The following is a 14,189-nucleotide window of genomic DNA, read 5'->3' as shown; positions in this document are numbered from 1 at the left end:
GCCGACATGAGACGTCTCGACATTTTGCTGATTGGCGCCAGCCAGGCCATGACCGACCTGGCGCAGGAACTCGAACAACACGGTCACTCTTTGCTGCGTAGCAGCGCGGCGCAATCGACGGTGGATCTGATCATCGACGATGGCTTCATCGGCGCCGGCGATTTCTGCGCCATCCCGCACTTGCATCTGCGCCTGGGTATCGGTGCGCAGAGCCTTGGCGGTTTACCGACGCTCGACCTGCTGTGCTTCCTCGGCTCGTCACTGATCAGCCGTGTGCCGATCGGCGATGAGCCGTCCGGCAACGGTCAGGCACTGCGCCAGCGCGTGCTGACGCATGTGGTCGACGAAGTCGCGTTGCTGGTCAGCCGTTTCTCCCGCGATGCCGAGTATTTCCAGCAGGCAACGCCGGCCACGGCACCGGACTTCGAACAGGTGGAAGACCTGCTGTTTCTCGACAGCCTGGCCTACGTCCATCGCCTCAACGCGACGGCGCATCCGGCGTTGTTGCAACAGGCGCAGACGCCGCTGATCGAACGCCTGCAACGCAGCCTGATCGAACACGCCGAGCGACCGGCACTGCACCTGGCCGAGCAGTCGCTCAGCTATCGCCAGTTGCACACGCACAGCCGGGCGATCCAGCAACGTCTGCAGCCACTGCTCGAGCAGCATCCGCAGCCGTGGATCGTCGGCATTTGCCAGCCGAAAAGCCCGGCGCTGTTCGCCTCGATTCTGGCGGTGCTCGGCAGTGGCGCGGTGTACCTGCCGCTGGAGCCGAGCCATCCGTTGCAGCGCCAGCAATACATCCTGCAAAACGCCGGTGCGGTATTGTTGCTGCACGACGGTGAGCATCCGCTCAGTGAGTCGATGCCCGGGCTGGATGTCAGTCGTATCGACAGCGCCGACGCCGACCTCAGCCAACCGCTGATGCGCCAGCGCCCCGAGCTCGACGCGCCGTGCATGGCGCTTTACACCTCGGGCACCACCGGCCATCCGAAGGGCGTGCTGCTGAGCCAGACGAACCTTGCGCACTTCACGGCGTGGTACGCCGATTACGTGCAGTTGCGCGCTGAAAGTCGGGTCTTGCAGTTCTCCTCGCTGAGTTTCGATTCTTCGCTGATCGATATCTTTCCGACGGTGCTCCAAGGCGCCGAACTGGTGGTACCCGACGACACTCAACGCCGCGATCCGCTGCAACTGGTTGCGTTGATCCGCCGCCGGCAACTGACCCACGCGTTCCTGCCGCCAGCGCTGCTGAGCATCCTGCCGCTGGAGCAACTGCAAGGCGTGGAGGTGATGACCGGCGGCGATGTCTGCGAGCCCTTCGTCATCGAGCAACTGACCCGGCAGGGCAAGCTGCACAACCTCTACGGCCCCACCGAGGCCACGGTGCTGATCACCGCCCGGCAACTCAAACCGGGTGACAGCAACCGCACCCTCGGTAGGCCGATTGCCAACAGTCAGGTGCTGATCCTCGACGACGATCTGCAACCGGTGCCGGAGCACACCGTCGGCGAATTGTTCATCGTCGGCCCCGGCGTCTGTCTCGGCTATCTGAACAATCCGCAGCAGACCGCCGAACGCTATCTGACCCTGCAACTGCCGCACGGCCAGACCTTGCGGGCCTACCGCAGTGGTGACATGGCCAAGTGGGGCGAACACGGTATCGAGCTGTGCGGGCGGCGCGACAATCAGGTGAAGATCCGTGGCTTCCGGGTCGAGCCGGAAGAGATCGAGCGCTGCCTGCGCGAGAGCCAGTTGTACCGTCAGGTGGCGGTGGTGATCGACAGTCAGCGGCGGATTCTCGCGTTCCTCGCCCAGCCGCAATCAGACGCCGCTCGTGATGCGCTGAAGGCCCATGCCCAGCAGTTTTTGCCGGACTACATGCAACCGGTGGCGTGGACTGAACTGCCGCAGATGCCGTTCGCCAGCAACGGCAAGGTCGATCGCAAGGCCTTGCTTGAGCTGCCGGTCAGCGTGCAGGACAGCGGCCCGAAATGCCTGCCGGCGAATGCCGACGAAGCGCTGTTGCTGGAGATCTGGGCGGAACTGCTGGAACTTCCGAGCAGCGATATTTCCACCGACGAGAGTTTCTTCAACCTCGGTGGTCACTCGATTCTGCTGTCGCGGATGTTGCTGCGTTTGCGCGAGGAATTCGGGCGCAGCATCTCGATCAACCGCTTCATCGAACTGCCAACCATCATCAAGCTCGCGACGTTGGTGCGCGGTACCGATGACAGCGCGGTGCTCAGCGCCCAGGCCATGGCCGACGCCGAGCGTCCACTGGACATCGAGCCACTGCCGATCAGCCGCCTGGGCGATGTGCACAAGGTGATCGTCACCGGCGCCAACAGTTTTGTCGGCGTACACATCGTCGAAGCGCTGCTCGGTTGGGGCGCCAGCGAAGTGGCGTGTCTGGTGCGTGACGGTGACGGACAAACGGCGGCGCAGCGCTTTACCCAGGCGTTGCGGGAGAACCGTCTGGAGCATCTGGACTTGAGTCGGGTGCGGATCTATTCGGCAGACATCACGCGTCCGCAACTGGGCTTGGCCGACGACGATTATCAGCGCCTCGATCGCGAGTTCGGTGCACTGGTGCACAACGCCGCCAACGTCAATCACGTGCTCGATTACGAGTCGCTGGCAGCGGATAACGTCGAGCCGATCTTCGAGCTGTTGCGCCTGTGCGAAGGGCGCAGCAAAAAGGTCTTCAACTTCGTCTCGACGCTGTCGGCTTCAAGCACCGTCGATGGCGAAGGCCGAGTGCTCGAGTTACCCGCCGCAGCGACCCCGCCGATCTACATCCGCAACGGCTACAACCTGTCGAAATGGGTCGGCGAGCGCATCCTCGAGCGGGCCCGCGAGCGTGGGGTGTGGGTCAACCTGTATCGCCCCGGCAACATCAGTTTCAACAGCCTGAGCGGCGTCTGCCAGCCGCACAAAAACCGTTTGATGCTGATGCTCAAGGGCTCGATCCAGCTCGGTCAGGTGCCCGCCTTTGCGCTGAATTTCGACCTGATGCCGGTGGACTTTCTCGCCCGCTTCATCGCCTTCCACGCCAGCCGTTATTCGACCGAACGTGCGGTGTTCAACCTGCACAACCCCGAGCCGCTGAGTTGGGATGCCTACGTCGCCTCGTTCCGCGAAACCGGCAGTGAGTTCTCGCTGGTCAGCGTGGCCGACTGGCAGCAGCAATTGGGTCGGGTCGATGCCGACAACGCGCTGTTCGGCGTACTCGGTTTCTACCTCAACGGCTTCGAGGAGGACATCGGCGACATCTCCCTGATCGGTCACGCCAACGCCGAAGCCGGCGTGCAGCAAATGGGTGCGCAATACCCGGAAAAATCCCCGGCGTTGCTGCGTCGCGGCTGCGATTACCTGAAACAGATCAACTTCATCTAGTTCAACCAAAAGGAGCATCACCATGAGCAATCTGCAACCCGACACCCTGATCAAAAACCCTCACGGCTGCCATGTCGTTTCTTCGGTGGAAGTGCCGGCGGACGCGGCGCAGGTCTGGGCGGTGGTCGGCAACTTCGGCGGTTTCGAGCGCTTCATTCCGGCGCTGTCGCACATCGAAATGACCGGCGAAGGCGTGTCTTCGCTACGCAAGAAATTTTTCAAGGACGGCAACGTGGTGGTTGAACAGCTCAACTCCCGCGATGAACAGGCGCGGGCCATGACCTGGACCACGATCTACAACACGTTGGGGGTGGCCAATCTGTGGGCGGCGATGAATGTGGAATCGTTGGGAACGGGGAAGTCTCGGGCGACCTGGACGATCATTGCCGAACCGGCTTCAGGTGGTGAAGAAGCGCTGCCGGGGTTCAAGGACTTCGTGCAGGGGTTTGCCGATGATGCGATGGGGAACGTGCTGAAGCTGTTTGTGTAAGGCTTCAGTTCTTTAGTAGATGAACCACCGCCTTCGCGAGCAAGCCCGCTCCCACATTTTGATCGCATTCCTTCAAGGGGAACACGGTCAACCTGTGGGAGCGGGCTTGCTCGCGAAGAACGCTAACGCGGTCTTCAATCTGACGATCAGATCTTGAAGCTGTCCACCAACTGCTTCAACCGGTTGGCCTGCTGCGACAACGCATCACAATCCTTCAACGTCTCGTTGAGGTTGGCGACGCTCTGCTGGTTCAACAGGTTGATCTGGTTGACGTCGACGTTGAGGGTTTCCACCACGGCGGTCTGCTCTTCGGTCGCGGCAGCCACCGACTGGTTCATGCCGTCGATCTCACCGATACGCTGGGTCACGCTGACCAGTCGCAGGCCGGCCTGGTTCGCCACTTCAACACTCTCTTCGCTGGACGCCTGACTGGCGTTCATGGTGGTCACCGCTTCACGCGAACCGACCTGCAAGGAGGTGATCATCTTGTGGATCTCTTCTGCCGACTCCTGGGTGCGATGGGCGAGGTTGCGCACTTCATCCGCCACCACCGCAAAACCACGTCCGGCTTCTCCGGCACGCGCCGCTTCAATGGCCGCGTTGAGTGCCAGCAGATTGGTCTGCTGCGAAATGCCTTTGATCACATCGAGGATGTGGCCGATGTTGTCGGTGCTGGCATTCAGGGTTTCGATCTGGGTGCACGACAGGCTGATCTTCTGCGAGAGCTCGGTCATGGCCTGGATGGTTTGTTCAACCACCTGACGACCGTCATCGGCCTGCTCGCTCGCGCCGCTGGCGTGCTGCGAAGCATCGGCGGCGTTGCGGGCGATTTCCTGAGTAGCGGCGCCCAACTGGTTGATCGCGGCAGCCACGCTGTTGGTGCGTGCGCTTTGTTCGTCAGAACCGACGATCGAAGCGTTGGACGATGCCATTACCCGTTGCGACAGATCGTGTACGTGACGGGTGGCCGACGACACTTCGGAAATCGACGCGTGAATCCGCTCGACGAACTGGTTGAACGAGCTGCCCAGCTCCGCAAATTCATCCTTGCCTTCCACGACCAGACGACGGGTCAGGTCACCTTCGCCCTGGGCGATGTCCTGCATCGCACGGCCCATGGTGGTCAGTGGACGCATCAACACGTTGATCAGCAGGCTCAGCAGCAGCGCAATGGTAGCGACCGCAACGAACATGGCGATCAGCGCCGAGGTACGGAACTGGCTAAGCGCGGCGTAGGCCTTGTCGCGATCGATCGACAGACCGATGTACCAATCGGCATTCGGCAAATCGCTGACCGGGGTGAACGACAGGATGCGTTCCTGACCGTTAAGCACCACGTTCTGGTTGCCCTTCTCGATGCGCACGCTGGAATTGGGGTAGATGTCCTTCAGGTTCTTCATCACCTGATCCTTGTCCGGGCTGACGATCACCTGACCGTCGCCGCTGACCAGGAACGCATGGCCGAGGCCACCGAAGTCCACCGAATTGATGATCTTCACCAGGGTTTCCAGGCTCAGGTCACCACCGACCACACCGAGCAGCTCGCCATTCTTTTTCACCGGCATGGCGATGGTCACCACCAGACCACCGACGGCGGCCATATACGGCGGGGTCAGCATGGTCTTGTCGGCGGTAACGGCCTGCTTGTACCAAGGGCGCTGACGCGGGTCGTAGCCGTCCGGCATCTTCGCGTCCGGGCGCTGGGTGAACACACCGTTGGCCTGGCCGACGTAGGTGAACTGGAAGTTTGAGGTGAAGGCCGGTTGATCGACCAGCCCCGGGAAGTCGGCGTTCTTGCCCTGATGAGCAACGTTCTGTGCAAGGTTTTCCAGCACCAGAATCCGCCCGCTCATCCAGTTCTGCACGCTGCTGGCGGTCAGATCACCAGCCTGCTGCACGGAGGACTGGAGGTTCTGGCGAATGGTGTTTCGCTGCAGATAGTCGTTGTAGAGGGTGAACAAAGCGAAAGCCAGGACCACAACGCCCGAGGCGGCCAACAGAATTTTATGGCTGAACTTGAGATTCATTTCATGGGACTTCTTATGAAAAAGTGGGGATGCGTTCCGGGATGCAACATTCCATGTAGCTCCAAAATGTCCAATAGCTGGCAGGCAGCGTTCTGATGGCCGCTCTACTTTGGTGCACGCATGTCTCACCAGTCTGTCGGCACCGTTCGCCAAAATCTTAGGGCTGTGTGGGAAATGTACGGTGTTTCTGCCAGATTCCCGCCGAACGGCGTGCCAGAAGGTTCGCCGCAAAGTTTTTTTGATTGTTATCAGAGTGACGGTTGCAAAATTCACAGCCCTTGATAAAAATGCGACTAATTATCATTTGTGACGTTCGGGCTGTCGCGTTCATGTCCTCACCTGAGTTTGCAGTGCAGGCGCTTTACAGTAGTCATCACGGCTGGCTCAACGCCTGGCTGCGGATGCGGCTGGGCAATGCCGCGGATGCGGCGGATCTGGCGCAGGACACTTTCGTGCGCCTGCTGCAGCGCACCGAACGCCTGGAACTCAAGGCACCCCGCGCTTTTTTGCGCACCATCGCCCGCGGTCTGGTGATCGACCACTGGCGCCGTGAAGAAATCGAACGCGCCTATCTCGAAACCATCGCCCATTTGCCCGAAACCGAAACCCCGAGTGCCGAAGCCCGCGCTCTGGTGATCGAATTGCTCGAAAGCATCGCGCGCATGCTCGAAGGCTTGCGGCCGAAGGTGCGTCAGGCGTTTCTGCTGGCGCAGTGCGAAGGTTTGACCCACAAGCAGATCGCCGAGCAGATGGGGTTGTCGCTGCGCTCGGTGGAGCGTTACGTCGCCGATGCGCTGTATCACTGCTACGTATTGCGGTACGCAAGCTGATGCCTGTGGATAACGTCTCTTCCGGGCGCCGGGTCGAACCGCCGCAACAGGTGGTCAAACAAGCCATTCACTGGTTGCTGCGGCTGCGCAACAACCATGGCAATACGCGCCTGAGTCGTCAGTGCGAAGCATGGCGTGCCGAACATCTCGAACATGAACTGGCCTGGCAGCGCGTGCAGTCGCTGCAGGCTGAGCTGAGCCATAACCTGCGCGCAGTGCCCGGCGCACACGTGGCGTTCAATACGCTGGAAAACAGTGCGCAGGGACTCGGACGGCGACAGGCCTTGAAGCTGTTGTCCGGCGCCTTGCTGATGGGCTCCGCCGCATGGCTGGCCAAAGACACCTCGGCCTGGCAGCAATGGCGCGCCGACTACGCCACGGCGACTGGTGAGCGGCGGGGTTTCCAGTTGCCCGACGGCACGCGGATCGAGCTCAACACCGCCAGTGCGGTGGATCTGGATTACACCGCGCAGCAGCGGCTGATCAAACTCACTCGCGGCGAAATCATCGTCACTTGCGGCGGTAACGATGAAGGCGCGGCGTTCAACCGAGCGCTTCGCGTGCAAAGCCGTCACGGCATTTATGAGCCGACCAATGCCCGCTTCATCCTGCGTCAGGACAGCGATTGCACGCGGCTGAGCGTCACCACCGGGCGCGTCGCCATCCACAGCGGCGGCACCTCAGTTGAGGCGCTCGCTGGGCAGACCTACCTGATCGATCACCATCAGGTGCGCCCGGCGCCGCCACTGGATATGGACGCGGGCGCGTGGGTCGACGGTTTGATCGTGACTCGCAACATGCGCCTGGGCGATTTTCTCAACGAGGTCGGACGTTATCGTCAGGGCTTCGTGACGTGTGCATCAGCCGTGGCTGATTTGCGCCTGTCCGGGGTGTTCCGGCTGGAGGACACCGACAAGCTGCTGGCGATCCTGCCGCAGACGCTGCCGGTGCAATTGCGTTATCGCACTCGATGGTGGGTCACGCTGGAACCAGTGGCTTGAAATTATTTTGGCGGGTTTTTGCCGCAAGTCCGGCTTGGTCAGTAAGCACTTCAACTCAGCCTTTGCGACTTGCCACGGAAACCTACAATGACTGTCCGCATCACCTGTAAGAAACCTCTGAATTTCAATGCCGAATCGGGTTTGTTGCGCCACGCCATTCGCACGGCCCTGCTCTCCACTATTCTGGGCGCCGGTGTGTTGCCCTGCCTGAGCCTCGCCGCCAATGCCAGTGAGGCGAGTAGTCATCGCTACACCATCGCCGCCGGCCCGCTGGGCGAAGCGCTGAACCAGTTTGCGCGCCAGGCCGGCATCACCTTGTCGATGACTCCGCAGCAAACGCAGGGACGGCAATCTCCGGGCGTACAGGGTGAATATTCAACGGATCAAGCGTTGAGCCATTTGCTCGGTGGCTCGGGTCTGGAAGCAGTCAGCCAGGACGGCAGCAGCTACATCCTGTATCCAGTCAACGACAGCGACGCACTGGCGTTACCGACCACCGATATCAAAGGCTTCGCCCTCGGCAACGCACTGGGCAGCATGGAGGGCTACAACGCCACCCACAGCCAGATCGCCACCAAGACCAGTACCGCGTTGCTGGAAACCTCACAAAGTGTGTCCGTGGTCACTCGCGAACAAATGGACGACCAAGGCTCGCAGACCGTCTCCCAGGCGATGCGTTATACCCCCGGCGTGCTGACCAACCCTTATGGTGCGACCCACCGCTACGACTATGTGGCGATGCGCGGTTTCAACGACGGCTCGGTGGACAATATCTACCTCGACGGCCTCAAGTCGATGGGCGACAGCGGGACCTACAGCACCATGCAGGTCGATCCGTATTTCCTCGAGCGCGTGGATATTCTCAAAGGCCCATCGTCGGTGTTGTACGGCCGCAGCTCGCCCGGTGGCCTGGTGGCGCTGACCAGCAAGAAGCCGTTGTACGAGGCCTATCATCAGGTTCAGGCGACTGTCGGCACCCAGGGTCAACGCGGGGTCGGTTTTGACTTCAGTGGCCCGGTCGATGACGACAAGCGCATTGCCTATCGTCTGACCGGATTGACGGATCAGTCCGACACGCAGTCCGACCACAACAAGGAAAAACGCTTCGCCCTCGCTCCGACCCTGAGCATCGATTTCACTGAAGACACCTCGCTGACGCTGCAGGCGTATCTGCAGCACGATCCGGATGGCGGCTACCACGGTGGCGTGCCGGCGGACGGCACGATTCATCAGCGCAACGGCAACCGCATCTCGCCGCACTTCTTCGAGGGCGAGCCGGGGATTGATGGCTACTCGCGGGATCAGCAGTCGTTCGGCTATCAGTTCGAGCATCGCTTCAACGATGTCTTCACGGCGCGGCAGAACTTCCGTTACCTCGACTCCAAAGTGAACATGGATCAGGTCTACGCCTACGGCTGGACGACACCGACCAGCAACGAACTTAACCGTTACTACACCGGCGGCGATGAGCGCCTGCATGCATTCATCGTCGATAACATGCTGCAGGCTGAACTCTTCACCGGTGCCACCAAGCACACCGTGTTGATGGGCACGGACTATCAGCGACGCAAGACGGTGGTCGACTGGACCAGTGGCGGCCTGGCACCGATCAATGCGTTCAATCCGATCTACGGCAACTCGGCGATCGAAATGTATGGAGAGACCAGTTATCTGCGGCGCCTGGAGCAGACCGGGGTGTACCTGCAAGACTTGATCGAGATGGACCAATGGCGCTTCTCGCTGGGTCTGCGTCAGGACTGGGTCGAGACTTCCGATGAAAACCGCATCGCCGAAGCAGGGCGCCCGCTGGGCACGCAAATCAATGACCGACGCACCAAATTGACTGGCCGCGCTGGCGCGCTGTATCTGTTCGAAAACGGCATGGCGCCGTACATCAGTTACTCCGAGTCGTTTAACCCGAACTCGTATGCCGACAGCGCCGGCAATCCGCTGCCGCCAACCGACGGAACGCAGTGGGAAGTCGGCCTGAAATACCAGCCGTCAGGCACCGACAACCTGTTCACCGCCTCGCTGTTCCGCATCGATCAGGAGAACCTCGCGACCAAGCTGCCGCAGGAAAACTTCTATCGCGCTGTCGGCGCTGTCCGTTCGCAAGGCTTGGAACTGGAAGCGCACATGCAGTTGACCGACAACCTGAAAGTGCTCGGCAGCTATACCTTTACCGATATCGAGTACTCGAAGTCGATGCTCAGCACCCTGAGCACGCCGACCAATGTGATCGAGAACAAGGGTAACTCGCCGACTCAGGCACCGCGTCACATGGCGTCATTGTGGGCGGACTACAAGTTCGATAACGCGGCACTTGATGGCCTGCGCCTGGGCGGTGGTGTGCGCTATGTCGGCTACAGCTGGGCGGATGCGGAAAACACGCTGAAGGTGCCTTCCTACACCTTGTTCGACGCCTCGATCGGTTATGACCTGGGCAAGGTCGGCTTGAAGGGCGTCGACGTGCGCCTGAACGCGAACAACCTCACCAACGAGTCCTACGTGGCCTCCTGCGCGAGTCTGAACTTCTGCTACATGGGCGAAGAGCGCAACGTCGCCGCCACGGTCAGCTACCAGTTCTAAGCCTTTGCCTTGTGCATAAAAAAGCCAGCCTCTGATTGTTCAGGGGCTGGCTTTGCCGTCTCTGTGGGGAAATTTTCATGCGCGCATTGTTAGTGTTGTTACATCGCTATATCGGCCTGGTGACGGCGGTGTTTTTGCTGCTGGCCGGGATTACGGGGAGCATTCTGGCGTTCAGTCATGAGCTGGATGAGTGGCTGAATCCGCAATTTTACGCGGCGTCTACCGAGGGTCAGCGATTGCCTCCCGGAACGTTGGTCGATGTTGTGCAAGCTGCGCATCCCAAGCTGCAGGTCTGGTACATGGAGTACCCGGACAAATTGGGGCATACCGCGTTATTGGCGGCTGTCCCGCGTAACGATCCCTCGACAGGCGAACCGTTTGATGAACGCAATCAGGTGTTCTACCTGGACCCGGTAAGTGCCGAACAGAAAGGGCAACGTTACTGGGGCGAGTGCCGCTTTGCGCGAGAGAACTTCATCCCGTTCATTCTCGAGTTTCATTACAACCTGACGTTGCCCGGTAACTGGGGATTGTGGCTGATGGGCCTGGTGGCCATCGCTTGGGTGAGCGATTGTTTCATCGCGCTGTGACTGACGCTTCCGCGGGGCAAGCCGTTCTGGGAGAGGTGGTCGACGGCTTGGAAGATCAAGAGCGGGCACGCTTATCGGCTCAACTTCGATCTGCATCGGGCGGGGGGATTGTGGCTATGGTTGCTGCTCCTGCCGATTGCGATCAGTAGTGTCGCGATGAACCTGCCGAGTCAGGTATTCAAACCGGTAGTGTCGTTGTTTTCGCCCATTGAGCCGAGCATCTATGAGTCTCGCGAACGAATGCCTTCTTCCGAGCTCGGCGTGACGCGGTTAAGTTATCAACAGGCGTACGAGAGGGCATTGCAGGAGGGGAAGAGGCTAGGACTGACAGCAGCGATCGGGGAGTTGTATTACAGCTTTGAGTACAACTTCTACGGCGCAGGGTTTGGACAGCACGACACTGAGGCCCATGGCAAATCCTGATTGTTCTTTCATGGCACGGACGGAAGATTATTAGGGCAGGAAATCGCTGGAGAAGGGACGTTGGGGGAACGCTTTTATCGATTGCAGTTACCGATACACGGCGGACGAATCATTGGCTTTACCGGGCAGGTGATGGTCGCGGTGTTGGGTTTTCTGATTGCGGGGCTGTCAGGGACTGGCGTCTACATCTGGTGGTGCAAGTGGCAGGCCCGACGTATTAGCAAGGCCCGTAAAACAGCCTGATCGGTTTTTTGGGCAGGTCCTGAAACGACAAAACCCCTGTCTGCGTCAGCAGACAGGGGTTCTGGAATTTAATCTTGACGATGACCTACTCTCACATGGGGAAACCCCACACTACCATCGGCGATGCATCGTTTCACTTCTGAGTTCGGGATGGGATCAGGTGGTTCCAACGCTCTATGGTCGTCAAGAAATTCTGTATCTGGCCCGTCAACACGGTAACGTGCCAGCAAAAATGGGAACTTCTACTAAAACAAAACCCCAATTGCTTTCGCAATTGGGGTTTCGGAATTTAATCTTGACGATGACCTACTCTCACATGGGGAAACCCCACACTACCATCGGCGATGCATCGTTTCACTGCTGAGTTCGGGATGGGATCAGGTGGTTCCAACGCTCTATGGTCGTCAAGAAATTCGGTGTGCCGACTCGTCTTTCGACGCCTCAGCAAATTGGGTATGCGATAGTTTGTGTGTTTCTCTCGAACTTTCGGTTCGTTTCGTCTTCACACACCGCAATCTGGCCTCTCTCGAGTTCGCAAATTGCTTGGGTGTTATATGGTCAAGCCTCACGGGCAATTAGTATTGGTTAGCTCAACGCCTCACAGCGCTTACACACCCAACCTATCAACGTCGTAGTCTTCGACGGCCCTTCAGGGAACTCAAGGTTCCAGTGAGATCTCATCTTGAGGCAAGTTTCCCGCTTAGATGCTTTCAGCGGTTATCTTTCCCGAACATAGCTACCCGGCAATGCCACTGGCGTGACAACCGGAACACCAGAGGTTCGTCCACTCCGGTCCTCTCGTACTAGGAGCAGCCCCTCTCAAATCTCAAACGTCCACGGCAGATAGGGACCGAACTGTCTCACGACGTTCTAAACCCAGCTCGCGTACCACTTTAAATGGCGAACAGCCATACCCTTGGGACCGGCTTCAGCCCCAGGATGTGATGAGCCGACATCGAGGTGCCAAACACCGCCGTCGATATGAACTCTTGGGCGGTATCAGCCTGTTATCCCCGGAGTACCTTTTATCCGTTGAGCGATGGCCCTTCCATACAGAACCACCGGATCACTAAGACCTACTTTCGTACCTGCTCGACGTGTCTGTCTCGCAGTCAAGCGCGCTTTTGCCTTTATACTCTACGACCGATTTCCGACCGGTCTGAGCGCACCTTCGTACTCCTCCGTTACTCTTTAGGAGGAGACCGCCCCAGTCAAACTACCCACCATACACTGTCCTCGATCCGGATAACGGACCTGAGTTAGAACCTCAAAGTTGCCAGGGTGGTATTTCAAGGATGGCTCCACGCGAACTGGCGTCCACGCTTCAAAGCCTCCCACCTATCCTACACAAGCAAATTCAAAGTCCAGTGCAAAGCTATAGTAAAGGTTCACGGGGTCTTTCCGTCTAGCCGCGGATACACTGCATCTTCACAGCGATTTCAATTTCACTGAGTCTCGGGTGGAGACAGCGCCGCCATCGTTACGCCATTCGTGCAGGTCGGAACTTACCCGACAAGGAATTTCGCTACCTTAGGACCGTTATAGTTACGGCCGCCGTTTACCGGGGCTTCGATCAAGAGCTTCGCGTTAGCTAACCCCATCAATTAACCTTCCGGCACCGGGCAGGCGTCACACCCTATACGTCCACTTTCGTGTTTGCAGAGTGCTGTGTTTTTAATAAACAGTCGCAGCGGCCTGGTATCTTCGACCGGCATGAGCTTACGGAGCAAGTCCTTCACCCTCACCGGCGCACCTTCTCCCGAAGTTACGGTGCCATTTTGCCTAGTTCCTTCACCCGAGTTCTCTCAAGCGCCTTGGTATTCTCTACCCAACCACCTGTGTCGGTTTGGGGTACGGTTCCTGATTACCTGAAGCTTAGAAGCTTTTCTTGGAAGCATGGCATCAACCACTTCGTCACCCAAAGGGTAACTCGTCATCAGCTCTCGGCCTTAAGATCCCGGATTTACCTAAGATCTCAGCCTACCACCTTAAACTTGGACAACCAACGCCAAGCTGGCCTAGCCTTCTCCGTCCCTCCATCGCAATAACCAGAAGTACAGGAATATTAACCTGTTTTCCATCGACTACGCTTTTCAGCCTCGCCTTAGGGACCGACTAACCCTGCGTCGATTAACGTTGCGCAGGAAACCTTGGTCTTTCGGCGTGGGTGTTTTTCACACCCATTGTCGTTACTCATGTCAGCATTCGCACTTCTGATACCTCCAGCAAGCTTCTCAACTCACCTTCACAGGCTTACAGAACGCTCCTCTACCGCATCACCTAAGTGATACCCGTAGCTTCGGTGTATGGTTTGAGCCCCGTTACATCTTCCGCGCAGGCCGACTCGACTAGTGAGCTATTACGCTTTCTTTAAAGGGTGGCTGCTTCTAAGCCAACCTCCTAGCTGTCTAAGCCTTCCCACATCGTTTCCCACTTAACCATAACTTTGGGACCTTAGCTGACGGTCTGGGTTGTTTCCCTTTTCACGACGGACGTTAGCACCCGCCGTGTGTCTCCCATGCTCGGCACTTGTAGGTATTCGGAGTTTGCATCGGTTTGGTAAGTCGGGATGACCCCCTAGCCGAAACAGTGCTCTA

At 58.7% G+C, this 14,189-nt stretch carries 6 protein-coding genes, 3 rRNA genes and 1 pseudogene (1 of these 10 running past the window's edge); 6 read left to right on the top strand and 4 right to left on the bottom strand.

The genetic code is table 11. The features are described 5' to 3' along the window. Nucleotides 1-6: 6 nt before the first annotated feature. Both QMK55_RS14185 and QMK55_RS14180 read left to right on the top strand, forming a co-directional pair. A complete protein-coding gene (locus QMK55_RS14185) occupies nt 7-3,399 on the top strand; it encodes a non-ribosomal peptide synthetase (protein WP_320329399.1) in 3,393 nt (1,130 codons plus the stop codon). A 22-nt stretch (nt 3,400-3,421) separates the two neighbouring features. Then, entirely contained in the window at nt 3,422-3,889 is a 468-nt protein-coding gene (locus QMK55_RS14180; RefSeq protein ID WP_320329398.1) for an SRPBCC family protein, read from the top strand. A 146-nt stretch (nt 3,890-4,035) separates the two neighbouring features. Here QMK55_RS14180 and QMK55_RS14175 read toward each other — a convergent pair whose 3' ends face one another. Then, nucleotides 4,036-5,916 carry a methyl-accepting chemotaxis protein gene (locus QMK55_RS14175; protein WP_320329397.1) on the bottom strand — a complete coding sequence of 627 codons (1,881 nt, stop codon included), beginning with the start codon at nt 5,914-5,916 and terminating at the stop codon, nt 4,036-4,038. A gap of 329 nt (nt 5,917-6,245) precedes the next feature. Between QMK55_RS14175 and QMK55_RS14170 the strand changes: the two genes are divergently transcribed. The 4 genes and pseudogenes from QMK55_RS14170 (at nt 6,246) to QMK55_RS14155 (ending at nt 11,592) form a co-directional block, all read left to right on the top strand. After that, nucleotides 6,246-6,746 (top strand): sigma-70 family RNA polymerase sigma factor, encoded by a 501-nt coding sequence (locus QMK55_RS14170; protein WP_102358707.1) that lies wholly within the window; start codon nt 6,246-6,248, stop codon nt 6,744-6,746. Then, nucleotides 6,746-7,747 (top strand): FecR domain-containing protein, encoded by a 1,002-nt coding sequence (locus QMK55_RS14165; protein WP_102358708.1) that lies wholly within the window; start codon nt 6,746-6,748, stop codon nt 7,745-7,747. Before QMK55_RS14170 ends, QMK55_RS14165 begins: the two co-directional genes overlap by 1 nt. 87 nt (nt 7,748-7,834) lie before the next feature. Beyond that, nucleotides 7,835-10,336, top strand: coding sequence for a TonB-dependent siderophore receptor (locus tag QMK55_RS14160; RefSeq protein WP_320329396.1), 2,502 nt, complete (start codon nt 7,835-7,837; stop codon nt 10,334-10,336). Nucleotides 10,337-10,413: 77 nt separating this feature from the next. Continuing rightward, nucleotides 10,414-11,592 (top strand): annotated as a pseudogene (locus tag QMK55_RS14155) (PepSY-associated TM helix domain-containing protein). A gap of 72 nt (nt 11,593-11,664) precedes the next feature. Here the strand turns inward: QMK55_RS14155 and rrf (QMK55_RS14150) are convergent. From rrf (QMK55_RS14150) to QMK55_RS14140, 3 genes are all read right to left on the bottom strand, one after another. Then, nucleotides 11,665-11,780: ribosomal RNA gene (rrf, locus tag QMK55_RS14150) — 5S ribosomal RNA — on the bottom strand. A gap of 105 nt (nt 11,781-11,885) precedes the next feature. After that, nucleotides 11,886-12,001, bottom strand: a 5S ribosomal RNA gene (gene rrf / locus QMK55_RS14145). A 145-nt stretch (nt 12,002-12,146) separates the two neighbouring features. Continuing rightward, a 23S ribosomal RNA gene (locus QMK55_RS14140) occupies nt 12,147-14,189 on the bottom strand (it continues 849 nt past the right edge of the window).

Source organism: Pseudomonas sp. P8_229 (genome assembly GCF_034008635.1).
Classification (GTDB): domain Bacteria; phylum Pseudomonadota; class Gammaproteobacteria; order Pseudomonadales; family Pseudomonadaceae; genus Aquipseudomonas.
Note: the sequence above shows the minus strand (reverse complement) of the source record. Positions and strands in the feature narration are given on the sequence as shown.

Bases quoted from the DNA above. Each gene is read 5' to 3' on its own strand.
- QMK55_RS14185 (WP_320329399.1), top strand. From the start codon at position 7: ATGAGACGTCTCGACATTTTGCTGATTGGCGCCAGCCAGGCCATGACC.
- QMK55_RS14180 (WP_320329398.1), top strand. From the start codon at position 3,422: ATGAGCAATCTGCAACCCGACACCCTGATCAAAAACCCTCACGGCTGC.
- QMK55_RS14175 (WP_320329397.1), bottom strand. From the start codon at position 5,916: ATGAATCTCAAGTTCAGCCATAAAATTCTGTTGGCCGCCTCGGGCGTT.
- QMK55_RS14170 (WP_102358707.1), top strand. From the start codon at position 6,246: ATGTCCTCACCTGAGTTTGCAGTGCAGGCGCTTTACAGTAGTCATCAC.
- QMK55_RS14165 (WP_102358708.1), top strand. From the start codon at position 6,746: ATGCCTGTGGATAACGTCTCTTCCGGGCGCCGGGTCGAACCGCCGCAA.
- QMK55_RS14160 (WP_320329396.1), top strand. From the start codon at position 7,835: ATGACTGTCCGCATCACCTGTAAGAAACCTCTGAATTTCAATGCCGAA.